Annotated in this window: 20 protein-coding genes, 1 tRNA gene and 2 pseudogenes; 10 read left to right on the plus strand and 13 right to left on the minus strand. The window is 64.6% G+C overall.

Features of this window, described 5'->3' with window-relative positions:
- Positions 1-41 precede the first annotated feature (41 nt).
- A complete protein-coding gene (locus C450_RS13750) occupies positions 42-1,067 on the minus strand; it encodes a succinylglutamate desuccinylase/aspartoacylase family protein (protein ID WP_005044457.1) in 1,026 nt (341 codons plus the stop codon).
- Positions 1,068-1,179: 112 nt separating this feature from the next.
- Here C450_RS13750 and C450_RS13755 point away from each other — a divergent pair, with 112 nt between their 5' ends.
- Positions 1,180-2,535, plus strand: coding sequence for a putative ATP-dependent zinc protease (locus C450_RS13755; RefSeq protein ID WP_005044458.1), 1,356 nt, complete (start codon positions 1,180-1,182; stop codon positions 2,533-2,535).
- 213 nt (positions 2,536-2,748) lie between these two features.
- Here the strand turns inward: C450_RS13755 and C450_RS13760 are convergent, their stop codons facing one another.
- The 3 genes from C450_RS13760 to C450_RS13770 form a co-directional block, all read right to left on the minus strand.
- On the minus strand, positions 2,749-3,312 hold the full coding sequence (locus C450_RS13760) for a DNA-3-methyladenine glycosylase family protein (RefSeq protein WP_005044460.1): 564 nt from the start codon (positions 3,310-3,312) through the stop codon (positions 2,749-2,751).
- Between the two features lie 140 nt (positions 3,313-3,452).
- Complete coding sequence (locus tag C450_RS13765) at positions 3,453-3,890, minus strand: CopD family protein (protein WP_005044462.1); 438 nt, start codon at positions 3,888-3,890, stop codon at positions 3,453-3,455.
- Positions 3,891-4,097: 207 nt separating this feature from the next.
- On the minus strand, positions 4,098-5,252 hold the full coding sequence (locus C450_RS13770; protein WP_005044464.1) for an acyl-CoA dehydrogenase family protein: 1,155 nt from the start codon (positions 5,250-5,252) through the stop codon (positions 4,098-4,100).
- A gap of 165 nt (positions 5,253-5,417) precedes the next feature.
- Here C450_RS13770 and C450_RS13775 point away from each other — a divergent pair, with 165 nt between their 5' ends.
- From C450_RS13775 to C450_RS13795, 5 genes are all read left to right on the plus strand, one after another.
- Positions 5,418-7,391, plus strand: a complete 1,974-nt coding sequence (locus tag C450_RS13775) for a 3-hydroxyacyl-CoA dehydrogenase/enoyl-CoA hydratase family protein (protein ID WP_005044466.1) — start codon at positions 5,418-5,420, stop codon at positions 7,389-7,391.
- A gap of 52 nt (positions 7,392-7,443) precedes the next feature.
- Positions 7,444-7,518 (plus strand) — tRNA-Glu (locus C450_RS13780).
- Between the two features lie 174 nt (positions 7,519-7,692).
- Positions 7,693-7,887 (plus strand): cold-shock protein, encoded by a 195-nt coding sequence (locus C450_RS13785; RefSeq protein WP_005044468.1) that lies wholly within the window; start codon positions 7,693-7,695, stop codon positions 7,885-7,887.
- A gap of 188 nt (positions 7,888-8,075) precedes the next feature.
- Positions 8,076-8,660: a TetR/AcrR family transcriptional regulator gene (locus C450_RS13790; protein WP_005044469.1), complete on the plus strand. Its 585-nt coding sequence runs from the start codon at positions 8,076-8,078 to the stop codon at positions 8,658-8,660.
- A complete protein-coding gene (locus tag C450_RS13795; protein ID WP_005044470.1) occupies positions 8,657-10,099 on the plus strand; it encodes an MATE family efflux transporter in 1,443 nt (480 codons plus the stop codon). Before C450_RS13790 ends, C450_RS13795 begins: the two co-directional genes overlap by 4 nt.
- A gap of 30 nt (positions 10,100-10,129) precedes the next feature.
- On the opposite strand, the gene C450_RS13800 is transcribed toward C450_RS13795, so the two are convergent.
- The 5 genes and pseudogenes from C450_RS13800 to C450_RS13820 form a co-directional block, all read right to left on the minus strand.
- Entirely contained in the window at positions 10,130-11,569 is a 1,440-nt protein-coding gene (locus C450_RS13800; protein ID WP_005044471.1) for a DASH family cryptochrome, read from the minus strand.
- Positions 11,570-11,609: 40 nt separating this feature from the next.
- Positions 11,610-13,601 (minus strand): SpoVR family protein, encoded by a 1,992-nt coding sequence (locus C450_RS13805; protein WP_005044472.1) that lies wholly within the window; start codon positions 13,599-13,601, stop codon positions 11,610-11,612.
- A complete protein-coding gene (locus tag C450_RS13810; protein WP_005044474.1) occupies positions 13,594-14,910 on the minus strand; it encodes a YeaH/YhbH family protein in 1,317 nt (438 codons plus the stop codon). The genes C450_RS13805 and C450_RS13810 overlap by 8 nt, the downstream gene beginning before the upstream one ends.
- Before the next feature lies 1 nt (position 14,911).
- Positions 14,912-17,100, minus strand: a pseudogene (locus C450_RS13815) (PrkA family serine protein kinase).
- A gap of 59 nt (positions 17,101-17,159) precedes the next feature.
- Entirely contained in the window at positions 17,160-19,232 is a 2,073-nt protein-coding gene (locus C450_RS13820) for a PrkA family serine protein kinase (RefSeq protein WP_005044475.1), read from the minus strand.
- Between the two features lie 325 nt (positions 19,233-19,557).
- On the opposite strand from C450_RS13820, the gene C450_RS13825 reads away from it, so the two are divergent.
- Positions 19,558-19,944 carry a DUF5820 family protein gene (locus tag C450_RS13825; protein WP_005044476.1) on the plus strand — a complete coding sequence of 129 codons (387 nt, stop codon included), beginning with the start codon at positions 19,558-19,560 and terminating at the stop codon, positions 19,942-19,944.
- A gap of 135 nt (positions 19,945-20,079) precedes the next feature.
- Here C450_RS13825 and C450_RS13830 read toward each other — a convergent pair whose 3' ends face one another.
- Complete coding sequence (locus C450_RS13830) at positions 20,080-20,418, minus strand: 2Fe-2S iron-sulfur cluster binding domain-containing protein (protein WP_005044477.1); 339 nt, start codon at positions 20,416-20,418, stop codon at positions 20,080-20,082.
- A 129-nt stretch (positions 20,419-20,547) separates the two neighbouring features.
- On the opposite strand from C450_RS13830, the gene C450_RS13835 reads away from it, so the two are divergent.
- Both C450_RS13835 and C450_RS13840 read left to right on the plus strand, forming a co-directional pair.
- Positions 20,548-20,997 (plus strand): UPF0179 family protein, encoded by a 450-nt coding sequence (locus C450_RS13835; RefSeq protein ID WP_005044478.1) that lies wholly within the window; start codon positions 20,548-20,550, stop codon positions 20,995-20,997.
- Positions 20,998-21,345: 348 nt separating this feature from the next.
- Positions 21,346-22,352: pseudogene (locus C450_RS13840) on the plus strand (linear amide C-N hydrolase).
- A 72-nt stretch (positions 22,353-22,424) separates the two neighbouring features.
- Here the strand turns inward: C450_RS13840 and C450_RS22450 are convergent.
- Entirely contained in the window at positions 22,425-22,586 is a 162-nt protein-coding gene (locus C450_RS22450; protein WP_169317823.1) for a hypothetical protein, read from the minus strand.
- 128 nt (positions 22,587-22,714) lie between these two features.
- The gene (locus C450_RS13850) at positions 22,715-23,554 is read right to left on the minus strand and encodes a succinylglutamate desuccinylase/aspartoacylase domain-containing protein (protein WP_005044480.1); all 840 of its coding nucleotides are present in this window, start codon (positions 23,552-23,554) and stop codon (positions 22,715-22,717) included.
- A gap of 92 nt (positions 23,555-23,646) precedes the next feature.
- Here C450_RS13850 and C450_RS13855 point away from each other — a divergent pair, with 92 nt between their 5' ends.
- Entirely contained in the window at positions 23,647-24,093 is a 447-nt protein-coding gene (locus C450_RS13855) for an NUDIX hydrolase (protein ID WP_005044481.1), read from the plus strand.
- 1 nt (position 24,094) lies between these two features.
- On the opposite strand, the gene C450_RS13860 is transcribed toward C450_RS13855, so the two are convergent.
- Positions 24,095-24,574: a DUF309 domain-containing protein gene (locus tag C450_RS13860; protein ID WP_005044482.1), complete on the minus strand. Its 480-nt coding sequence runs from the start codon at positions 24,572-24,574 to the stop codon at positions 24,095-24,097.
- Positions 24,575-24,648: the final 74 nt, after the last annotated feature.

Raw genomic sequence — 24,648 nt, forward strand, 5'->3', positions numbered from 1 at the left:
CGGATCGACGCTTCTCTCTGCTGGGTGGACTGTTCGGGCCGTCAGCCGGCGCGGTTCTCCTGACTCGACTGCTCGCGCTCCAGCGCGCGCCGGGTCGAGGCGTCGAGTTCGACGAGATGACACACCGGGTTGCCTGGATACACGAGCGGGTTCTCGAGCACGCCGACCAGCAGTCCCGTGAACGGCGCTGTCACGGTTTCGCTTGCGGTCTTGAACGGATCGGTGATCGTACAGACCGATTCGCCCTCCCGGACGAGGTCGCCGCCGTCGTAGTGCATATCGACGAGTCCCCCGACGTCGGCCCGGAGCCACGTCTTTTCGGACGCGCCGTCGATGACGGTGCGCCAACCGGGCCACCGGACCGCGTCCGTCCGCCGCAGCCCGAACTCCGCGAACACACTCTCGACGCCCGCGAGCGCGCGGTCAATCAGCTCGCGCTGGAACCGGTGGGCCTCGCCCATCTCGATCGTGACCGTGGACGTCCCCCGCTCGGACGCCTCGCGTCGCAGGGTCCCTTCCGGACCAGCCCCGTCGATCACGACGTTCGAACCGAACGCCTTCGCCACCCGCTCGACGCCCTCCGTTTCGGTGTCGGCTCGGACGTGGAGCATGTTGGTCCGGCCCCGGGTCGAGGTGTGGAAATCCAGCCCGAAATCGCCCGGTTCGACGAAGTTCCCGAAGATCCGATTCGCCATCCGGCGGGCGCTGGTTCCGGTCTCGTTTCCGGGAAAGGATCGATTGAGGTCGCGGTCGTAGATCGGGAGATACCGCTGCTGGGCGAGGAAGCCAGGGACGTTCAACACCGGGAGACAGATCAACGTCCCGTGGAGATCGGTGTGATCCCACTCGTGGGCCACGGTTCTGACGACCTCGATGCCGTTGAGCTCGTCGCCGTGGGCCGCCGCAGTGAGGACCGCGGTCGGTCCCGGCTCCGCCCCGTTGACCACGGTGACCGGAATCCGGACCGGATCGCCCATGTAGGTCTCGCTGATACCGTATCTGACGTTCTGGGTTTCGCCAGGCGCGACCTTCCCGCCGTCGTACGTGAAGGCCCCCTCGTGACTCATCACCCCCGTTCGGCAAGCCGAGAATAAAACCCTCGCGTCCCCGCCGGGGATTCGCGAGTCGTTCGTCATATACAAGCGCCACAGCTTTGTCCCGAGCCATCGACCGAACGCCATGACGAACGCCGACGACCCAGTCCGGGTGGGAGTGTTGAGCCTCCACAACAGCAAGGAGACGAAGGCCATCCTGAACGCGGTCGAGGACCTCGGACACACGCCGGTGTGGCTCCGGCGGGAGAACACCGCGGTTTCGATCCGCGACAGTGAGGTCGGCGTCGAGCCCGAAGTCGACGTGGTCGCGAACCGACTCCTGCTCTCGAACACCGAGGAGCCCGCCGAGGGCTTAGGATTGGCGGCGACGTTCGAACGCATCCGCCCGATGCTCAACCGTCCGGGACCGACCCTCACCGCGATCCACAAGTTCGCGACCGCCGCACGACTCGCCGACTGGAACGTGAGAGTGCCGGACGCGCTGCTCGCGCTCTCGAACGATCGGCTAAATCGTGGCCGCGAGCAGTTCGGCGACGTCGGGGTGTACAAGACCGCGATCGGCACCCACGGCGGCGGGACGTGGAAAGTCGATCTCGACGAGCCCGTGAACCCCAAAGTCGGTAATCGTCAGGCGTTCCTTCAGGAACTCATCGAGCGCGACGCGACCGAACACCGCGACCTCCGGGTGTACGTCGTCGACGACCGGATGGTCGGCGCGATGCACCGGTACGCACCCGAGGGCGACTGGCGAACCAACGTCGCGCTCGGTGGGGCAGTCGAGAACGTCACCGACGAAATTCCCGACGAGGCCAGAGAAACCGCGCTCTACGCCGCCGACGTGATGGATCTCGATTACGTGGGCGTCGATCTCATCGAAGGAACGGATGGCTGGCACGTCCTCGAAATGAACCCGACGGCGGGATTCAAGGGGCTCTACGAGGCCACGGGGAAGAGTCCCGCACCCTACATCGCGAAGCTCGCTATCGAGCGGGTCGGCGGAGAGGTCGACGACGACCGTGTGGCGGAGATCTCGACGACGCTCGACGACTCCACACCGTCCAGTATGCCCCGTCCCGAGCGGCCCGCACCCGGCCAGACCCCGCTGATCGGCTACATCGAGGACGTGGTAGTGAGCGGCACCAGCGGCTCGCGGTCGACGCTCGCCAAATCCGACACCGGTGCGACCCGGACCAGTATCGATACCTCGCTCGCGGCCGAGATCGGTGCTGGCCCGATCAAGAGCATGACCCGCGTCAGGTCGGGAAGTTCGAAATCCGGGAAGGCACGGCCGGTCGTCGACCTCGTGGTAGGAATCGGCGGCACCCAGCACACCGTGACCGCAAGCGTCGAGGACCGGAGCCACATGAGCTACCCGCTCCTGCTGGGTCGGGACATCCTCCAACACTACCAGGTCGACGTCAGGCGGCGCGCCGACAGCGACGATGACCCAAGAGAGGAGGCGGAGCGTCTCGAAGAGTAGTGCCACCGCTCCTTCCGATGAAGCTGACGTCAGCAACTGGCGAGACTGTGTCGAAGCAATGGGATCGTCGAGGGTCGCTGCACCGCAGAAAGCGACGCAAACGCAGGAGGGGACGGACAGACGATCATCGCACCTCCCACGTCCCGACTGGGTGGTGGCGGGTCAGCCGGGATGTGTTCGTTTGATTGTCGGAGTAAAAAACCTATCGGCCGATCAGGATTCGTAGTGTGCCCAGAGGTAGCGAGTGGCGATCGATCGGTACGGTCGCCACCGTTCGGCGAGTTCGTGCATCTCCTCGCGGGTCATCTCACCGTACAGGGATTCGATTCCGCGGCGCACCGCGAGATCGCCGATCGGGAACACGTCCTCTCGGCCGAGGACGAAGATCAGATACATCCGGCCGGTCCACGCCCCGATACCACGGATTTCGGTGAGGTGGTCGATCACCGCCTCGTCGCTCTCGTCCGCGAGGCCCGCTCGGGTGAGATCGCGTTCCTGAAACGCCCGCGCCGCGTTTCTGACGTACTCGGTCTTCGCCTCGCCGAGACCGGCGTCTCGGAGGGCTTCTTCGTCGGCTTCCAGCACCGTTTCGGGGGTGACCTCCTCCAGCAGATCGAACACGCGCTCGCGTACGGCGGCCGCCGAGGCCGTCGAAATCGATTGGTTGATGATGGTGACCACGAGTCGCCGGAATTCGTTGTCGGCGGGTTCGAGTTCGAGCGGTCCGTGCTCGTCGATCAACTCGGCCATCACCGGATCCTCCCTGAGTTCGTCCATACCGATCCCTCGTCCGCGGTGCGTTTGACGATGGCGTTGTTCGTCGATCTGGGTCTGTCCCGAGCGGCGTCGGCCAACGAAACAGCGCCGGGCGCACTCGTGTGCGCCTCGCTCACCGTCGCAGTTTTCCGTTCGTCACCTCACAGCAGTCCGGCAACGACGAGCAGCGCGAGCGAGACGACGCTCGCGACGAGAAACCACGGCCGCGCCGCCGTCGCCGCGGTCGCGGCCGACGACCCGGAGGACGGATTGAGCCGACGAAATCCGACGACCAGTACGATCGCGAGGACGAGCCACAGCCCCACCATCGACAGGACGAGATGGCCACGCCCTGTCGACGTGAGCGACTCGGCGGTGTACAGCGTGCCGGCGAGGTGCCCACCCGAGAACAGCAAGAGGAGCACCGAGGCGATCGTGAGATACCCGAATCGCCGGGTGATGAGCGAGACTGCCTTCTCGCCGAGCAGCTCCCGGCGCGCTGCGGGGACCACCATCCCGGCGATCACGAGCGTACCACCGGTCCAGAGGGCAGCAAAGACGGTGTGGACGGTCATGACTGCATCGAGCACCGTCGTCATCGGTGATCGCCCGTCTCGGACTGTACTTTCGTCATATCACCGCCGGTCGCCCGACGTGACGTCGTGGCATCGGTTCCGACGGCGGTCACGGCCCGTTCTCGTGGTTCGTCCCGAGCACCTCCGTGTCTCATCGCCGGTGGGTTGGAGGCTGGCACGTAAACACCGATCGAGTAGCGACGAGCACACCCGCGACGAGGAACGGTGGGGTTAGAACCCTTTGCCGAGGAGTTCGCGCGCGATCACGTTCTTCTGGATCTCGCTCGTACCCTCGTAGATCTGGGTGATCTTGGCGTCCCGGTAGAACCGTTCGACATCGAAGTCGTCGACGTAGCCCGACCCACCGTGAATCTGGACGGCCTCGTCGGCGACGTCGACCGCGACCTTCGAGGCGAACTCCTTCGCCATCGAGGCGAGCGTGGTGAGCTGCTCGTCGGTGTTTTCGACGCTCCACGCCGACTTGTAGGTGAGCTGGCGGGCGGCCTCGGTCGTGGTGTGCATGTCGGCGAGCTTGTGCTGAATCGCCTGGAAATCGCCGATCGGCCGACCGAACTGCTCGCGCTCCTGGGCATAATCGAGTGCCCGCTCCAGTGCGCCCTTGGCGATGCCGACGCCCTGGGCGGCCACCCCAGTCCGGGTCTCGTCGAAGAACTGCATCTGCTGGAGGAAGCCCGCGCCGCGAGTACCCAGAAGGTTCTCTTCGGGGACGCGAACCCCGTCGAGGAGGAGTTCGGCGGTGTCCGATGCCCGAATCCCGAGCTTGCCGGTGATCTTCTCGGCGGTGAACCCGTCCCGATCAGCCTCGACGATGATCTGGCTGAAACCATTATAACGGCCCTCGGCGTCGGGATCGGTCTTACAGAGCACGACGAAGAAATCGCCGACCGAGCCGTTCGTAATCCACATCTTGTTGCCGTCGATCACCCACTCGTCGCCCTCCTTCTCCGCGCGGGTCGAGACCGAGGAGACGTCCGAGCCGGTGTCGGGTTCGGAGATCGCTGCGCCCATGATCGCCTCGCCGTTCGCGAGCGGCCGCAGGTACTCCTCTTTCTGCTCGTCGGTGCCGAACTCCCGGATCGCCTCGCTGCCGAACCCGGTGCTCGACACACAGAGGCCGATCCCTGGATCGACCGCGAACAGCTCCTCGATGACGAGAGCGGTTTCGAGGGTGGAGTAGCCCGCGCCGCCGTACTCGACCGGGATGCTCGCGCCGAGCATCCCCATCTCGGCGGCGGTCTCGATCAGGTCGTGGGGATACTTCTCCTCGCGGTCGTACTCACCCGCGATCGGTGCGATCTCGTTTTCGGCGAACCGTCGGACCTCGTCGCGGATCTGTCGTTGCTCCTCGGAAAGCGCATAGTCCATGATCGGTCATTACAGACTCCGGCGACAAGTAGCTTCGTACCCAGAAATAAACTCACGAGGGGTTTCTAAACTCGGCGATCGGGGCGGCGATCAGCAGCGTCGTTCCATGGCGAAGCTACGGGAGGGAAACGTTGAAACCACGCGGGCGAGACCGACTAGTGAGTCATGAACGCCGAGGACATCGAAACCATCGCGGTGCTGGGCGCGGGGAACATGGGACACGGCATCGCCGAGGTCGCGGCGCTCGCGGGCTACGAAGTCAGGCTGCGTGACATCAACGAGGAGTTGGTTGAAAGCGGCTACGACGACATCGAGTGGAGCCTCGGCAAGCTCGAAGAGCGCGACCAGCTGAGCGAGGAGGAGGCCGACGCCGCGCTCGATCGCGTGACGCCGGTGGTCGAGCTCGAAGACGCGGTCTCCGAGGTGGACTTCGTGATCGAGGTCGTCCCCGAGAAGATGGACATCAAACAGGACGTCTATCGGGAAGTCGAGGAGCACGCCCCCGACGAGGCGCTGTTCGTCACGAACACTTCCTCGCTCTCGATCACCGACCTCGCGGAGGTCACCGACCGACCCGAACGGTTCTGCGGGATGCACTTCTTCAATCCTCCTGTGAGAATGCAGCTCGTCGAGGTGATCGCCGGGGCCGAAACCGCCGACGAGACCCTCGACACCGTCGAGGCGCTCGCCGAGGGGTTCGGCAAGACACCCGTGCGCGTCCGGAAGGACAGTCCGGGGTTCATCGTCAACAGAGTTCTCGTGCCGCTGATGAACGAGGCCGCGTGGCTGGTCGAGGAGGACGTCGCCACGATCGCCGAAGTCGACAGCGCGACCAAGTTCGATATGGGCCTCCCGATGGGGAGCTTCGAACTCGCGGACCAAGTCGGGATCGACGTGGGCTATCACGTCCTCGAATACATGCACGAGACGCTGGGCGGGGCCTACGAGCCGAGTCCGCTGCTCGCCGAGAAGGTCGAGAACGACGAACTCGGCAAGAAAACCGGAACCGGATTCTACGACTACGAAGACGGTGAGGGGGCCGATATTCCGACTGATGCCGGCAGCGAGGCGATCGAATCCCGACTCCTGGCGGTGATGGCGAACGAGGTCGCGAAGCTCATCGGTGGCGACGTCGCGCCGGCAAGCGACATCGACGAGGCCGTAATGCTCGGCGCGGGTTTCCCGAGCGGGCCGGCGAAGCTCGCGGACGAACGCGGGCTCGAGGATCTCCACGCCACGCTCGACGACCTCCACGGCGAGACCGGCGCAGCGCGGTACGAACCCGCCGACTACCTCGCCGAGGCCGCCGAATCGGGCGGGTTCTACGACCGCAACGGTGACGGCGACACGGGGGAGGTCGCCTTCGAGAACATCGAGGTCAGCTACCCCGGCGAGCAGGTCGGGAGGATCGCGCTCGATCGGACCCACCGGATGAACACGATCAACCTCGACCTGCTCGACGAGCTCGGGACCGCGATCGATCAGTTAGAAGCCGACGACGACGTGCGCGCACTCCTGATCGTCGGCGCGGGCGATCAGGCCTTTTCGGCGGGCGCGGACGTCCAGTCGATGGCCGCGAGCGCTGCCCCGCTCGACGCGATCGAACTCTCGCGAAAGGGCCAGCAGACGTTCGGCAAGCTCCAAGAGTGCGACATGCCGGTCGTGGCGGGGATCGACGGCTACTGTCTCGGCGGCGGGATGGAGCTCGCGACGTGTGCCGACCTCCGGATCGCGACCGAGCGCACGGAGTTCGGTCAGCCCGAACTCGACCTCGGGCTCCTCCCGGGCTGGGGCGGCACCCAGCGCCTCCAGCAGATCGTGGGGATGGGCCGCGCGAAGGAGATCATTCTGACCGCCGAGCGCTACGAGGCGAGCGAGATGGCGGAGTTCGGGTTCGTAAACGAGGTCGTCGACGGGGACCTCGAATCCGCGGCGTTCGAGCAGGCCGCGGACCTCGCTGCCGGTCCGCCGATCGCCCAGAAGTTCACGAAACGCGCCATGCTTCGTGGCTGGGAGGACACCGACGCAGGCCTCGAAATCGAGTCCCAGGCGTTCGGTCACCTCGTCAACACCGACGACCTCATGGAGGGCGTCACGGCGTTCATGGGTGACGGCGAGCCCGAGTTCGAAGGGAAGTAGATCCGGAACGGAACGCTTAAACTCGGGTATCGGAAACGAAAGACCGTAGCTAGCTCCGTTGGTGTAGTCCGGCCAATCATGCGGGCCTTTCGAGCCCACGACCTGGGTTCAAATCCCAGACGGAGCGTTCTTCGGCCGAATTTTGCGGAGACTGTTCTATAACAGGTCCGGAAAGCGGTCGCTACTGTCGACTAGCCGACGGTCAACGCACGAGGCTCTTCGATAGAGAATGCGTCTGGAGGTCCATGATATCGCCCCTCGCGGAACGCTTATTACCGAACGGGGGTTGTGTCTATTTGCAATGGCAACAGGTACGGTCGACTTCTTCAACGACACTGGCGGCTACGGTTTCATCGACTCTGAGGACTCCGAGGAGGACGTCTTCTTCCACATGGAAGATATCGGCGGCCCGGATCTCGAAGAGGACACCGAAGTCGAATTCGACATCGAACAGGCAGACAAAGGACCCCGAGCGACCAACCTCACCCGACAGTAAGTCGGCCGGCGGTCGCACGAACGACGAAACGACTTACATCCGTTTTCACGAAGCTCACCACGGTAGTCACGACCATCCCGAACGACTGTCCGTGGCCACGAGCGTGACGATCAGAACGTCCGATTCTCGCGAACCGACATGTTCCGAAACCCTTACTTGACTGACTGGCCAGTTAGCAGCAACGAACAATGACCGACGAACTCATTCGTGCGACCTACGCCGCGCTCTGCAAACACGGCTATGCGGATCTCACGATGCAGGACATCGCGGACGAGTCGAGCAAAAGCAAGGCCGCGCTTCATTACCACTACGACACCAAGCAGGACCTCCTGCTCGCCTTTCTCGCCGCACTCTACGAGGACTTCACCGACCGACTCCGGGCTCCGGATGACGACGATCCCGCGGCGCGGCTCGTGGCGTTCATCGATAGAGCGCTGACGCCGCCGGAGCGTGACGACCAGCGCGCGTTCCAGACCGCGATCCTCGCGATCAAGGCCCAGGTCCCCTACGACGACGCGTTCGGCGAGCGGATCGCGGAGTTCGACGCGTTCGTCCACGACCAGTGCCGGGCAATCGTGACCGAGGGGATCGAGCAGGGCGTCTTCCGCGACGTCGATCCCGACCGGGTCGCGACCTTCCTCGTGACGCTGTTCAATGGCGCGCACGTCCGCTGGGTGACCGAGGGACAGTCGGCCGACGTCACCCAGGAGCTGTTCGTCGAGTACGTCCGGAGTCAGTTACTCGCTAACGGCTGGGAGGTCGCCGCCGAATGAGGATTCGGGAACGGCTCGCAAGCGTGTTCAAGTCGCGCGAGGAGTTCGATCTCACGTCCGGCGGCATCGCGAAACCCCTCTTTTACCTCTCGCTGCCGCTCGTGATCACGAACCTGCTCCAGACCGCCTACAACCTCGCTGATACGTTCTGGCTCGGCCAGTACAGCACGGACGCGCTCGCGGCGATCAGTTTCGCGTTCCCGATGGTCTTCTTTCTCATCTCGCTCGCGCTCGGGCTCTCGGTCGCCGGCAGCGTTCTCGTTGCCCAGCATACCGGCGCTGGCAACGAGGAGCGCGCCGCCTACGCCGCCTCCCAGACGGTCTCGATCGCGATCATCGGCTCGATCGTGCTGGGGCTGCTCAGCTACCCGTTCGTCGACGAGTTCGTCCGGCTGCTCGGTGCGTCGCCCGCCGTCGCGGTGCTCGTGACCGAGTACATGCGGGTCTACGCGTTGGGGCTCGTGTTCGTGTTCGGCTTCTTCATGTTCGTCTCGCTGATGAGAGGCTACGGCGACACGATCACGCCGATGCTCGTGATGGCCGGGACGGTCGTGCTCAACGTCGCGATCGATCCGATCTTGATCCTCGGCTGGGGGCCGGTCCCCGAGCTCGGCGTCGAGGGCGCGGCGATCGCGACGGTGTTCTCACGCGCGATCGCGTTCGTCGTCGGGTTCGCGATCATGGTCCGTGGCTCGCGCGGCGTGACGATCAATCTCCGCGATATGGTTCCCGATCCGGAGTTCGCCAAGACGCTCTTCCGGATCGGTATCCCGGCGTCGATCGAGGGGACCGGCCGGGCGATCTCGATCAACCTGATGCTGGTGATCATCGCGACGTTCTCGACGTCGGTGGTCGCCGCCTACGGCATCGGGACACGGGTGTTCTCGGTCGTGTTCCTGCCCGCGATCGCGCTCTCGCAGGGCGTCGAGACGATGACGGGCCAGAACGTGGGTGCTGGCAAGCCGGACCGCGCTGCACAGACCAACCGCCTCGCAGCGAAAGCGATGTTCGTCGGTCTCACCGTTCTCGGGATCGTCTCGTGGATCGCGGCCGACCCGATCGTGGCGGTGTTCACGTCCGACGCGGCAGTGATCGACATCGGCGCGCGATTCCTCCGCTACGTCGCGCCGACGTTCGGGTTCATCGGGATCATGTACGCCTACACCGGAGGCTTCCGCGGCACCGGTCAGACTACCGTCGCCGCCGCGATCTCGATCCTGATGCTCGGGGTGATCCGGGTCCCGTTCGCGTGGCTCGTCGCCGACCCGCTCGGCACGCCGGGCATCTGGCTCTCGTTTGCGATCTCGAACGTCGCCGGCGCGGCGATCGCGTACCTGTGGTTCCGCCGCGGCGGGTGGCGCTCGACCGACCTCACCGGACAGCACGGGCGGACGGGCACGCCGGACGCTCCGGACGCGGACGCCGCAGTCGACGACTGACGGGCTGCCAGCCGCGCTCGCAAAACGGAATCAGCCGTCCAGCCGGTCGTACACCGCTTCAACGCTGATCATCGGCTCCGGGTAGTCCTCGCCGAGCTGGACGCCGTACATTTCTTGTTGGACCGACGAAAGTTTCCAGGGTTCGTGACAGGCGTCGGCAGGGAGCGCGTCGAGTTCGGGCAACCAGTGTCTGATGTACGCCGCATTCGAGTCGTAGCGCTCGCCCTGGCCGAGCACGTCGAAGTAGCCGTCGCGCGAGTCGTTGCCGACGCCCGCCTGGTACGCCCAGTTCCCCCAGTTCGAGCACACGTCGTAGTCGACGAGTCGCGACTCGAAGTACGCCGCCCCTTTCCGCCAGTCGATCCCGAGCGCGTCGGCGAGGAAGCTCGCGACGTTCTGGCGGCCACGGTTCGACATGAACCCTGTCTCGTTGAGTTCGCGCATGTTGGCGTCGACGAACGGAACCCCTGTGTCGCCGGCTGCCCACCGCTCGAAGGCCGTCTCGTCGTGTCGCCACTCCTTCGTGACGTCCCGAATCCCCGTCGACGTGAAGAAATCGGCACCGTGCTTTTCGAACTGGAACGTCATGAAATCGCGCCAGAGGAGTTCGAAAACGAGCCAGTACGTCGAGTCGTTGGCAACTCGTTCGCGCTCGTACCGCTCGACGTGCTCGTGGATCAGCCTGGGCGAGAGACAGCCGACCGCGAGCCACGCCGAGAACTTCGAGGAGTAGTCAGCACCCAGGAGTCCGTTCCGGGTCTCTTTGTACTCGCGCAGGTGATCACCCTCCCAGACGTACTCCGTCAGCCGCCGGAGCCCAGCCGACTCGCCGCCGACGAACTCGATCGCCGCCCGATCGTCCGGTTCGCGTTCCTCGATCCCAAGGTCACCTGGCGTCGGGATCGTGCCCGGTTCGTCGCCAGCGCTCTCTGGAAGGACGATCGACGTGGGGGCATCGAGGGGATCGCGCACCGTCGCACCGTCCTCGACGGTCTGTCGCCACGGCGTGAACGTGTCGTCGATCCGTTCGACGCGAGTCGGGAGGTCCTCGACGTGATACAGCGTCTTGCCCCAGAAGTCACGACTATCGATTCCGTGCTCGTCGAGCCCGTCGGTCACACCGTTCTCGATGGCGCGCTCCTCGGTCGCTGGCGTCGTGTGGTAGTGGACGATGTCGGCCCCGTGTTCGGCAGCGAGTTGCGGAACGACGTTCTCGGTCTTTCCCTGTCGAACGAGGAGGTCACCGCCCGCCTGGCGCAGCGATCTTCGGAGGTCACGGACGCTATCGACGAGGAATCGCGCTCGGTAGGGGCCGGTCTTCGGGAGATCGAACATCGTCTCGTCGAACTCGCGCGGGTCGAAGCAGTACACCGGGAGCACAGTATCATACTCGTCGACGGCGCGGACGAGTGCCTCGTTGTCGTGGGTCCGGAGATCGGTCCGGAACCAGACAACGGCGGTGTCGGTCATCGCCTTCTGGTACGCGATGGAGCCACAAGACCCTCCGTCTTCAGGCGAGCCATTCGTCGGGTTTCGTGTCGTAGTCGACGTCCGTCGCCGCGATCTCCTCGACCGCCTCCCACGCCAGGTCCTCGGTGGTGAAGCTCTCGCCGTCGTAGCGGATGAGCTTCCCGCGCTCCTCGGGGTCGGGTTCGCGCTCGCGGCGCTTCGCCACTTCGAGGTCGTGTTCGTCGACCTCCTTCACGACGGTCTTCAGGTTCACGGGCCGTCCCCAGAGGTCGTAGACGCGTTCTAAGGTCTGTTTCGCCTGTTCGACGTCGAGCATCACGCCGTTGTAGTGGTGGGCGAGGAGGAGTTCGTTGCGGTTGTTGTAGTTGCCGTCGTGAACGGTGATCGTGGGTTTGCCGAAGTTGGTGAACTGGAGCAGGAGCTTCTTCTTGACGTCCTCGTAGTCGGTCGAGGTCGCCCGGAAGTCCCGGGTCGCCTGGGTGTACTCGTAGGTGAAGTAGTCGTTGTCGTCGACGAACTCCTGGGTGAGGAACTCGTCGATGAAGGTGACGTCGTTGTGGCTCTCGCGGATCTCGAACATTCGGTTCCATCCCGCCGACCGATCGATCTCGGCGAGCGCGTCGTCGACGCTCTCGTAGCGCTCCCCGTCGAACAGGTAGCGCGAGACGCGTTCGAGCTCCTCGCGACTCGTCCGCCGGACGAATCCGCGATTCCGGGGTTTCGCGAGCGAGTAGTGGCGCTCGGCCATCCCCGCCTCGGTCAACACCTTCCAGGGATAGCTCTCAACGTCGATCTCGCCTGCCCGTGCGCGTTCGAGGGCTTCGCCGTCGATCCGCGGGTCGTCGGGATCGAGCGCATCGAGTCGCTCCCGTGAAATCACGTCGACGGTCGGATCGGGCGCGAGCTGTTCTTGAACGGTCTCGAAGTCGATCACGTCGTGGAAGTTCCGCCATGTGATCCCCTCGACCCGGAGCAGACGCTCGATGACCTCGCGGCGATTCACGGAGTTCTCGATGTACTCCCAGAGTTCCTTGCCGAGCTTGTAGGGGTTGAGTCCGGGCGAGCCGAGCACGCGTGCCTGATGGTCGGCGTAGTTCAGGAACTCGTCGGCCCCCGCGAACGTCTCCTCGCCCATCATCATCGACTCCCAGTACGCCGCCCACCCCTCGTTCATCACCTTCGTCATCCGCTGGGCCGCGAAGTAGTACGCCTCGCGTCGAAGGATTTCGAGGACGTCGCGCTGCCATTCGGTCATCTCGACCGCCTTGCCCGCCTCCTCGTCGTACGCCATCCCGTGTCGCCAGAAGAAGGCGAGGAGGTCCTGTTCGGGCTCTTTCGGGATCGTGGCGGTCTCCTCGTCGTCGCGCTGGGATTCGAGCCACTCCTCGTCGAACACCTCATCGACCACGTCCGCCCCGAGATCGAGGTCGTCGAGCTGGTCGGCGATGTCGTCGAGTTCGACGGTTTCACCCTCCTCTTCGGTCGCGCTCGAAAACGCCTGGTGGCGATCGATGTTGGTGTCGAGACACTGGATCGTGTCGATCCACTTCTCGACGTCCTCGCGGTCGATCTCGGGATCGCTCATGTACTCGTCGATCGTGTCGGCGTGGCGCGCGAGCATCGTCGCGGCGTTCGGGGTCTCACCCCCCGTGAACAGCCCGAACCACTGGTTGTGTGCGAAGAAGTCGGCGTGGGCCTCGACGTGGGTGATGACCGCCTTCTGGTCGGCCAACGAGTTCGATTCCTGGAGGAAGGCGTGAGCGGGATCGTCGTTGTTGACGATTTCGAAGGCCTTCCCGCCGAGGAACTGGGTCTGTTTCTGCTGGCGGTCGTACTTCATCCCCCACCGCCAGTGGGGGTACCGCGTCTGGAACCCATCGTAGGCGATCAGCTGGTTCATCTCGTCGTGATCGACGATCCAGTAGTTCACCGGGTAGGGATCGAGCCCCAGTTTCCGGGCGAGGTTCGCGGCCTCCGTGACCGGTGCTTCGAGTTCGCGCGCGATGCGCTGGGCGGTGATGCGGTCACTCATCGTTGTCCTCCGTGTTGAGCACGCGGTAGATCGCGTCGACCACGTCGTCGGGCGAGGTGACGTACGCCACCACGACGTCGCCCGCGTCGGCGAAGCTCCGCTCTATCTCCTCGGCATGGGTCGCGTTGATCGCGTTGCCCGAGGGCTGGGTCTCGACGTACGCGTGGAGGTTCGCCGGAATCTCCTCCATCAGCGGGACGACGCGCTCTTCAGTGTCGTTGCTCGAATTTTCGGAGTCGCCCGCCGCGAACACGTACCGGTTCCAGTCGCTCCACGGGTACTCTTCCTCCAAGACCTCCTTCGCGAGTTCGTACGCCGAGGAGATTTTCGTCCCACCGCCGGAACGGATCCCGAAGAAGTCGTCGCGGTCGACCCGCCACGCGTCGGCGTCGTGGGCGATGTAGACGAACTCCGCGTGGTCGTACTTCCCGGTGAGATACCAATCGAGCGGCGTGAACGTGCGCTCGACCAGTTCGCGCTTGCCCTCGCGCATCGACCCCGAGACGTCCCGGATGTTCACGACGACGACGTTTTTCTCGTACTCCTCGATGATCTCGGGGTAGCGGTAGCGTTCGTCCTCTCGGCGGAACGGGACGTGATCGATCCCCTCTCGGCGAATCCGGGTCGCGGTGTCGGTCTGTTCGACGTTCGCCTCCATCGCCTCGATGCTTTCCCACCTCGTGCGCTCGGCCGCCGGGAGGCTCGCGTAGGCGTCGTCGATCCACGCTCGGGAGACCGGGAGGTGGTTCGCGCGCGCCCACTCGAAGACCGCCTGTGGCCCCATCCCGTCCACCCGGAGCGCCTCGCGAACGTACTCCTCGTCGAAGTCCATCGCGAGTTTGCGCTTCAGCCCCGTTTTGAACAGCCGCTCGAAGTCGAGCGTGGAGTCCGGACCTGTATTGGTGATGTCGGTGTAATCGCCCTCGACCTCCTCGGCGACCTGCTTGCCTTTGGGTTCGAGGTCGAGCCCGAGGCGCTCGTCGAGTTCTTGAGCGAACTCCTCGGGATCCATCTCGTAGTACTCGTGCTCGCCACCCTCCTCGCCCGGCTCGCCGTCCTCGTCGCCGTCGTCCGGCTGTGGCTCCCCGACCGGCTGGCCCGGCTCGGGCGTGTCGCCGTCGCCCTGGCCCACCCCGCCCTGATCGCGCTGGTCGTACTCGAACCCCGGGAGATCGACGATCTTGATCGGGATGCGGACCGAGTCCGGACGGCTCCCGCCGAGGTCGCCGTACTGAATGAACTCTGCGAGGTCCTCGCGGCGCTCCTCGCCGACTTCCCGGTAGCGTTCGAGGTCGTCCTGGAGTCCCATCTCAGCCCCTCCGCGACCACTGGTAGCTCATCTGGCTCATGACGTGCCGACTCGTCAGCTCCGCCGACGCCGCGGTGTAGCCGAACAGGTCGATCATGTTGTCGATCGTCTCCTCCTTGCAGCGGGCGGTCTCGGTCCCGCTTGGCGGGTCGTCCCACTGGCGGGGGTCGAAATCCTCGAACGTGCGGCGCACGTCGTCCCAGTCGTAGCTTCCGAGCACCGAGTCGATCACGGGGATCTCGGTGAGCGCGACGTCGCTCGCTCGGAACTCCTCGTCGCGGTTGTGCCACGCGTGGCGATTCAGCGCGGTGATGATGTTCTCCGTGCGGAACTCTCTGACCTGTCTCTTATACACATCTCNGATGTGTATAAGAGACAGGCGTAGACGTGCTCGACGTACTCCGCGACGGTGTCCTCGTCGACGCGCTTGTCTCGCATCATCGATTCGAGCACGTCGTCCTCCTGGCGGTCGAACACCTCGTTTTTCACCGTCACGACCCGGCTCTCGAACTCGCCGCGCTCGTCAGCCGAGAACACTGGTGCGTCCGCGAGCCCTTCGGCCATCGCGTCGAGCACGTCCTGGGGCAGAACGACGTTCTCCACGGCGAGATCGGGATGGTGGCGGTCGCGTTCGGCGTAGAACAGGTCCGCGAGTACGTCGCGGGTGTACGTGACCGGGATCCCGGACTCGCCGTCCGCGCCGTCCTCGAACTCGAACTCGTCGCCGTCGACGCGCTCGTCGCCGCGCTGGAGGTAGCCCTGATCGAAGAGTAGCGCCTTGTCGACGAGATCGAGTCCTGCGGGAAGGTCGTCGTCGAGCCGCGTCACGACGCTGTACAGCGCCGCCGCCGCGACCGTGTGCGGCGCGAGCTCCACCGTTTTGACCCGGTGTTCGTCGCGCACGTCGACGGTGAGCGGCTCGCGGATCTTCGTCGCCAGCTCGCTGTACGACTCGGCCTGCCAGATTTCGGTTTCGTTCGTGAGTTCGCGCCGGATCAGCTCGGCTTCGAGCGAGAGGTTGGTGAGATACCGGAACTCTCGACGGTCGAGCCGGCGCTTGAGCGCCTTCAGCGGGTCCTGATCGTTGCGTTCGGCGTGCTGGTTCAGCTGGGCTTCGAGGTCGGGGTTCGAGATGATCATCAGCTGGGTGTCGACGTCCATTCCGATCCCCTTGTCCAGCTTCACGCTCCTCTCGTCGGGCACGTTCAGTAGTTTTCGGAGGAGGTCTGCGTGCTGGGCCGCATCCTCCACGATCGTGAGGAGGCCGTTGCCCTGCGAAAGCACGCCGTCGTAGCTGAACGCCTGGGGATTCTTCCGTCCCCTTGATTCGAGTTCGCGGACCATCCCTGCCATCCACGACCCCACGAGGCGTTCCTTGGGACTTCCCGAATCCTCCGAGTGGAGTACACCGATCCCCCGACCGACATCGACGACGTAGTTCTTGACCCGGAGATGGCTCGGGTTCGTGATCGCCGAGAACCGATCCTCGACACCCTCGCGGCGGTACCGGTCTTCGAGATACTCGTACGCCTCCCGGCAGAAGGGATCGAGCCGGCTCTCGGCCACGATCGGGATCTCGTCGTCGCGGCGGTCGTTGATCGCGGCCACGATCTCCACGCGCACCTCGGGTGGGAACACCGAGAGCGGATGGGATTGGACCGGGCTCGCGTACCAGTCGTCCTCGTCGTCCTGATATTCGTCGCCGTAGGTCAGCCCCGGTCCGTCGCCCGCCCCCGCGACGTTCCACTCGACGGTGTACCGCCGGCCAGCGTCGGTCTTCGAGTATTCGCGCAGGCCGTTGATCAGACACCGCTTGAGCTCCGATTTCCCGGTCGCGGTCGGCCCCGCGAACCAGATGATCTTCTCCTCTTTTCCGCGGCGGGCCGCGATCGACCGGAGGTCGTCGACGAACCCGTTCAGGAGTTCGGTGTTGCCGAGGATCGCGTGCTCGCCGTCGTTGTGCGGGTCGTCGAAAAACCGGTAGCGCTCCTTCTCTTCGCCCTCCTCGATCACCGTTCGAGTACTCATCGACTCGATCGCGCTCACGAGGTACTTCGCGGCGTGGGCGGCGATCGCGGGTTCTTCGAGCGCTCTGTCCACGTACTCGGCGAGGCTCATCGGCTCCTCGTAGGTCGCCCGGAGCGCGCGGTCGGCGGCCGTGACGTAGTCCTTGCCCGCCGCTCCGTCCATCACGGTGGGTTCCTCGTCGGTCGGCACGGACTCGTCGTGAGTCCGGTCGTGGTCGGTCATCACTCCTCCATCTCGGCTTTGGCGACCTCCGCGCCGGCGAACTCGAGCACCTCCTTGGCTCCCCCGCGGGAGTAGCCCTGCTCGCGCAGCGCGTCGATCCACGCGCTCCGCTCGTCGTCGTCCATCTCGCCGGACGAAACCAGCGCCGAGAAGTTGATGTTGTGTTTCTTGTCCTCCCAAAGCTTCCGTTCGAGGGCGCGTCGGAGTCGGTCGTTGTCCTGGGGGCTGAACGTGTCGCCCTCGCGCGCTCGCCGCGAGACCCAGTTCGAGACCTCCTGGCGGAAGTCGTCCTTCCGGTCTTCGGGCACGTCGAGTTTTTCCTCCACGGAGCGAAGGAACGTCTCGTCGGGGCCCTGTTCGCGCCCGGTGAGCTCGTCCTCCACGGTGTCGTCGTCGATGTACGCCATCACGTGGTCCATGTACTTCTCGCCCTGGCGCTGGATCTCGTCCAAGTCATAGGCCAGTGCGTGCCGGACGTCCTCGATCGCGCGCTCTCTGTACTCCTCGCGAACGAGTTCGAGGTAGCGATAGTAGGTGTCGAAGAGGTCTTCCGCGATCGAACCGTGGTTCTCAAGGTTCGATTCGAGGTGGTTGAACGTGGTCAGCGGCGAGAGGAAGCTTCGCTCGCGGTGCATCGAGTCCATGATCGCCTCCGCGATCTCGTCGCCGATGAACCGGGGCGAGACGCCTTCCATCCCCTCGCCGATCTCGGCGGTCTCGGTCGCCTCCTCCCGCAGTTTCTTCACGTCGACGTCCTCGGCCTCGTCGATTTCTCCATTATATGCTTTCGCCTTCTGGAGGAGGTCCACGGTGCCCGAGTCGGGTTCCTCGATTCGGGTGAGCACGCCGAAGAGGCCCGCCATCTCCAAGGTATGGGGTTCGACGTTGACGTCGGGCACGTCGGCGTTCTTCAACATTTTCTGGTAGATGTTGGCCTCCTCGCCGTACTGGAGGACGTAGGGGAAATCGATTCTCTTGGTGCGGTCGTTGAACGCCTCCATCTTCTCGTCGCCCTTTTTCTCCTTGTACTCGGGCATGTTCGTCCGGCCGACGATCACCTGGTCGATGTCCATTCGGGGGTTGTTCTTCGGCTTGATCGTCATCTCCTGGGTCGCATGCAGGAAGTCATAGAGGAACTCCCGCTGAAGCTTGAGGAGTTCCTCGCCCGAGAAGATTCCCCGATTCGCGTTACAGAACGCCCCCGAATAGTCGAACGCGCGGGGATCGCTTTCCCCATAGACCGCGATCTTCGAGTAGTTGACGTCCCCCGTCAGCTCGGTCTCGTCCTGGTTTTTTTTGTCCTTCGGCTCGAACGTCTCGATCCCGCGGCGCTTGTTCTCGTCGATCACCAGTCGGACGACCTCGACGTGGTTTTCGAGCACCTGTTGGAGGTCGTCGTCGTAGTAATCGAGCAGCCGATCCATGTAGAACTCCGAGGCGGGATCGAGCGCCTGTTCGTTCCGGATGGAGTACGGTGCGTCGAGGCGGTCGTTCAACGTTTCGACCACGCGGGTCCGCTGATCGAGCGGCAAGAGGACGAGCGGGTCCTGGTTCATCGGCGACCGGACGACGTCGTCTGCGGGGTCCTGATCGGCGATCACGTCACACAGGTTGGTCCACCGAAAGGTGTACAGTCGCCCGTCCTCGCGCGTGGTGTAGTCCTCGAAGTACCGACGGACCTGGCGATCGAAATCGGATTTGCCCGATCCGACGGGACCGAGGAGCAGTTTGATCCGGCGCTCGGGACCGAGCCCGCGCGCACTGGATTTGACCTTGTTGACGAACTCGTGGATCGCCTCGTGGATCTCCCGGCCGTAGAAGGTGTTCTCACCGTCGAAAAGGGGATCCTCGCTCGCGAGGTGGTACTCGACGACGCCGTCCTCCTCGTCGTACTCGGTACCGTAGAAATCGAACATGTCCGCGACGCGCTGGTGGGCGTTGCGGGCGATCCGTGGCTCGTCGTGGACCTCGTCGAGATACCACTGGAACGGCCGGGTCGTGCGGAGGTCCGTCGGAATCGATGCCCGGTACTCCTCGCTGAGGCTTTCGAGTGTTTCGGTATCGCCTGACATTGTGTCACCTCGTCGCCCCGCTCACACGGGGACTGGCTACCGACCGCGCGTTCGCACCGGTGGGGGCCGGCGCGCGCCGTTGTCGTGCCATGTGTTCACGGGTAGCGCTCTCGTCGGGAAACGACGCGATCGACGATCGGTGTCGGGACAGCTGATCCGCGGAGCGCATCGGGGCGGTATAGCATGGTAGGGCTTCCCACCAATACTATAATATAGGAGGGGTCGGATGCGTAAAACCGTTGTCCCTACTCTCGCCAGAGATTCCATCTCGACGGACTGTCGTCCGACCACGAACGCTTTGAGGGACGGCCGCGGATGATGGTTTGTGAGCGATTTCGACGCGCTTCCGGCCGGCTGGAACGTCTGGAACGAGTCGGCCGAGCGGTGCGTGTTGGTCTACCGGCCGGACGTGTTCGACAGTCACGAGTTCCCGGCTCCGTGTCTCCCGACGATCTACCTCACCCACGGCCGGCGGTCGCGCCGTCCGGGGGCCGACCGCTCTACCACCGGCGACTCGTGGTACGTCACGCTGTATCTCGAACCCGACGTCGACCGCGACGCCGATCGGTTCGAGGACCACGAAGCGGCCGTCGCAGGAGCGATCGATCTCGCGGAGCGCTTCGCCGCCGGTGAGGTCGACTACCGAGGGCTCTATCAGGTCCCTCGCGAGGAATACTTCGAACAACTCGACGAGCTGACCGGACACGAATAGCGGTCGGTCGCGGCGATCCTCCCGAGATTCCAGCCGGAACCCAGCGTGGACGCCACTCGGCGTCGGCACCGCTCGAACGGCCGGCTCGGACACTCTCGGCTGCGGCCGTGAGGACGTCTCACTGCGGACGGCGTCTCACTCCGGCGTCACTCGGCGCGGGAGCACCTGTCCCCAGACGTGTTTGTCGAGGAGGCCGACCGTCAGCGGTTCTTCGACCTCGATACAGCACGAGAGCCGTGGATACCCGAACCGGACGGCTGCGGCGTCGTGCCAGTGGGTCGGCTCTGGGGCGGGATCGATTTCTACTGTGCACGTCGCACACAGCCCCCGACCGCCGCAGTTGGCGTACTGCGAGAGCGTGCCGTAGACCGGAAAGCCGTGTTCGAGCAGTGCATCCCGCAGGGTGTCACCCCGTTCGACGTCGATGGTCGTCTCCTCGTCCACGACGACCGTCACGGGGATTCGATCGCTCATGCGGCTCCGTATGGGGCCGTCTCACGTGACCTCATCGGTGGATCGGCGAATCGCACCTCGTGCGCGGAATCATACTGGTCCCTCCATCGAAGCCGTGTTCTTATTCGGGTTCGTGGCGTAGTTCGAGGCATGTCACAGATCACACTCGTCGGGACGCGGCTCGCGGAGGTCGGCACCGAGTTCGTCTACCAGGGCGAGGCGAGCGCGTGTGAGGGCTGTCCCTATCGCGATCAGTGTCTCAACCTGCGCGAGGGGGTGAAGTACCGCATTACCGGGGTTCGGGAGAACACTCAGACGCTCGAATGTGGTGTCCACGATACCGGTGTTCGGGCGGTCGACGTCGAACCCGCACCCATGATGGCGAACGTCTCCCCCAAGAGCGCGTACGCCGGCAGCAAGGCGAGGTTGAAAGGTCCGTGTCCGCACACCGAGTGTCCGAGCCACGAGCACTGCGAACCCGCCGGAGCCGACTTCGATGCCGAGTACCGAATCCAGGAGGTGATCGGTGATCCACCACACGACTACTGTCATCTCGACCGCGAGCTGACGCTCGTTGAGTTCGCCCCGCCCGATACCTGAACCACCCCGTGAGCGGCGGCGCCGCGCGTCGGTGCGAATCCGATGCTACCCCATCCACACGGGAAGCGAAAGCGTGTCCGGGTTCGAGGATCGTCCGGAGTGGTAGATAGCGTACGTGGGTAGCAGTCGTTTCACTCGGAGAACTGGTGAACGACCCGCTTCGAGCGAGGAACTTTGCACGGATTCGGCGGACCTGTATGGGAAACCAGGATCGATGTTCTCGGTTCGCACGATCCCGTCCAATCCACCAGCGGCGCCGATAGCTTTTTTGTCTGATGGGAACAAGTAACATGGGAATGTTGCTCACAAAGACGAATGCCGGAGGGGTCACGTTCGGTTGGTGTGCCGATGTGTAGCCGCTTGGTCTATCTCGGGTCCGAGGGCCGTGTACTGACCGCTCGATCGATGGATTGGGTGCGAGAAATCGGCTCCAATATCTGGGTGCTGCCCCGTGGCGTCGAGCGCAACAGCGAGACCGATTTCCCCTACGAGAGTTGGACGGCCGAGTACGGCAGTGTGGTCACTACCGCCTACGACGTCTGTACTACCGATGGCATGAACGAGTCGGGGCTATGGCTAATCTGCTGTGGCTGCCCGAGTCGGAGTACCCCGACTGGGACGGCGAAGCGTCCGCTCTGCCGATCTCGATGTGGGCACAGTACATGCTCGACAGTTTCGCTACCGTGGCCGAAGCCGTCGAGGCGATCCGGAATGAGGATTTCGTCATAGTAACCCAACAGGTGCCGGACGAGGATCGCTTTGCGGCGTTACATCTGTCGTTGTCGGATCCCACCGGGGACAGCGCCATCATGGAGTTCATCGATGGCGAGCTCGTCGTTCACCACGACCGCGACTACCAGGTCATGACCAACTCGCCGACGTTCGACAAGCAGCTCGCGTTGGCCGAGTACTGGGATCAGATCGGCGGCACCGTCATGCTCCCCGGAACGAACCGGCCAGCAGACCGGTTCGTGCGTGCTCGCTTTTATATCAACGCCATCCCGCAGGTCGAGGATCGCCGCACCGCGACCGCGAGCGTGTTCAGCGTGCTCCGCAACGTGTCCGTCCCCTACGGTATCGGCACCCCCGACGAGCCACACATCTCATCAACGCGATGGCGAACGGTCGCGGATCACAAAGACCGGATCTACTACTTCGAATCGGCGTTCACGCCGAACGTGTTCTGGCTGGAACTCGACGGTATCGACTTCTCGTCCAATGCCGATGCCAAGACCCTACAGCTGGGGTCACAACAGTCCAACACGTTCTCCGGCGAAGCATCCGATGACCTGGTCACCGCCGATCCGTTCACGTTCTTGCGGCCACACGATGGGGAGCCCGCCACCTCGCCGTGAACCGTCCCAACGCGTTCGTCGCGGTTCGGCGTCGGCTGACCGTCGTCTACCGGATTCCACGACCAACTACCGCTATCGTAGCTCGTCGGCGGATTTGGTCTCGGCAGTCGTTTCCTCGCCCGTGAAAACGCGGAGCGTGGCGACGCCGAGCCCGGCGGCGAACGCGAGGACGGCGGTGACGGCGATCCAGACGAAGTTTGGATGGTCGAGACCGAGGTGAAGGAGTGCGTTCATCTCGTTCGATCCGATGGACGATCCCATCATAAGGGGTGCGATAGGCGTTCATCCGCCGTCTCGATGCAGGGGCGGATGGTCACACCCGTCTCTCTGCCGGCCTCACACCCGATGAACGATCAAGCGGGTCACGACTCGGTTGCGCCCGATGGTCGCTGTTCGGGATCGGGTTGCGTCGGCTCACCGCCGAATTTGCCGGCGAGTTCGGCGGCGTAGCCGAACTCGTCTTCGTAGCCATACGGCGACATCAGCACGGGATAGAAGGGTTTCTCCGCGACGAGCGTCTCGTCGCCGGCGGCCGCGTAGGCCTCCCCGGCCGCGACGCGCTCGAAGTTGGTGACGAAGACCTCGTAGCCCGACGCCGGCCCCTTCGGGATGAGGTGTTGCAGCCGGTAGAGTGGGACGTCGCTGGCGCGTGGCTCGCCGCCGGGGAGCGCGCCGACCGCGGCGAGGAACTCCCGACAGATGGCGACGGCGTTCGTCGCGGCCTCTTCGGAGCCCTGGTAGCCACACTCGACTTCGACCACGTCGGCGTACCCCACGAGCCGTCCTTCGGTGAACGCGCCCGCGTCGATCACCGCGTCGAGTGTGAGATACGGACAGACCGACTCCGCGACGGCGAGTCCGTCGCCGCCGACGACGGCGAACGCGTCCGCATACGACTGCGTCGAGTGCATCGAGAGGACCCGACAGCCTCGGAGCTCCGCGAGGAGTCGGCTGGCGAGGCGTCGCTCGTGCGACGCGCTGTCGGGATCGCCGGGGAACACTCGGTTGAGATCGTCCTCGACGTACCGTGTTTCCCGGTCCAGCGCCTCCTCGTTCGCTACGATACACTTCACCGGGCGTTCGACGTCCGGCTGGGTGTCGATGAGGTGTTCGACCGCACGCACGCCGCACGGCTCGTCGCCATGAATCCCGCCGACAACGGCGATTTCGGGCTCGCCGTCGCCCAGCTGCTCGATTCGCATCTACGATCCCTAACGACCCCGCCTTTTTGAGTGGTCCGGTACTGGCACGGAACGTACCGTGATCACGAACCGTTCTTCTTGGAAACTGCCGCATGACTGACTGCGACGGCCGATACGCCGTGAACGCCGAGGCCGCGATCTACCGCGACGGCGAGTACCTACTCGTCGAGCGCGCGGCCGCCGAGGACCACGCCGCCGGTGCGCTCGCGCTCGTCGGCGGGACGGTCGAGGCGAGCGAGACCGGGGACGTCCTCGAAGACACGCTCCGGCGCGAGGTCCGCGAGGAGGTCGCCATCGCGATAACGGACCCGCAGTACGTCCAGAGCAACGCGTTCACGGCCGACGACGGCACGCCCTGCGTGAACGTCGTGTTTCTGTGTCGGCACGACGACGGCGAGGCACGGATCGCCGCCCCGGACGAAGTCGCCGCCGTGGAGTGGCTGTCGATCGACGCGGCGCTGGATCGGCCGGCGCTGTCGCCGTGGACCGCCGAGTTCATCGCAATGGCCGACGAGCGCCGGGCGGCACTCGGCTGGTAGCTCAGTCGAGCGCCGCCGCGTACTCGACGTCTTCCGGGCGCGCTTCGGGCGATTCGCCGTCGAGTCGGATCGTCCAACCGTGCAGCGCCGTCGGATCGTCGAGCGCGTTCGTCAGGGTGGTCCGAACGTCGAGCAGATCCACGCCGTAGAAATCCCGAGGGACGCCACGGAAGTAGTCGAGTGCGGTTCGAAAGAGCGAGCGCATCCCCGCGTCATCCTCGAAATCGTGGTGCTTGTACGCGCCCGCCGCGACCTGGACCATTCCGTGGCAGAACTTCGATTCCGTGTTCCCACGGCCGTAGTTGTACCACTCGTCCTCGAAGCAGTCGTGTGAGGCGTGATACTCGCCGGCGTTGTAGAGCCTGACGCCGTGGACGACCGCCCGGCGGAGGGTCGCGTGCTCCCACTGGCCGTCCGCCCGCCAGCCCGTCGGGTTCCCGCGAGGCGGCCCCACCGACGGATCGCGGGTGTGATCGTCCATATTCTGAGTACCGACTCCAGTCGCTTGAAGCCGACGCCCGAAGACCCAGCCATGACCGGCGTCCGCAACGCTTT

Source organism: Halococcus salifodinae DSM 8989 (genome assembly GCF_000336935.1).
GTDB classification, from domain to species: Archaea; Halobacteriota; Halobacteria; order Halobacteriales; family Halococcaceae; genus Halococcus; species Halococcus salifodinae.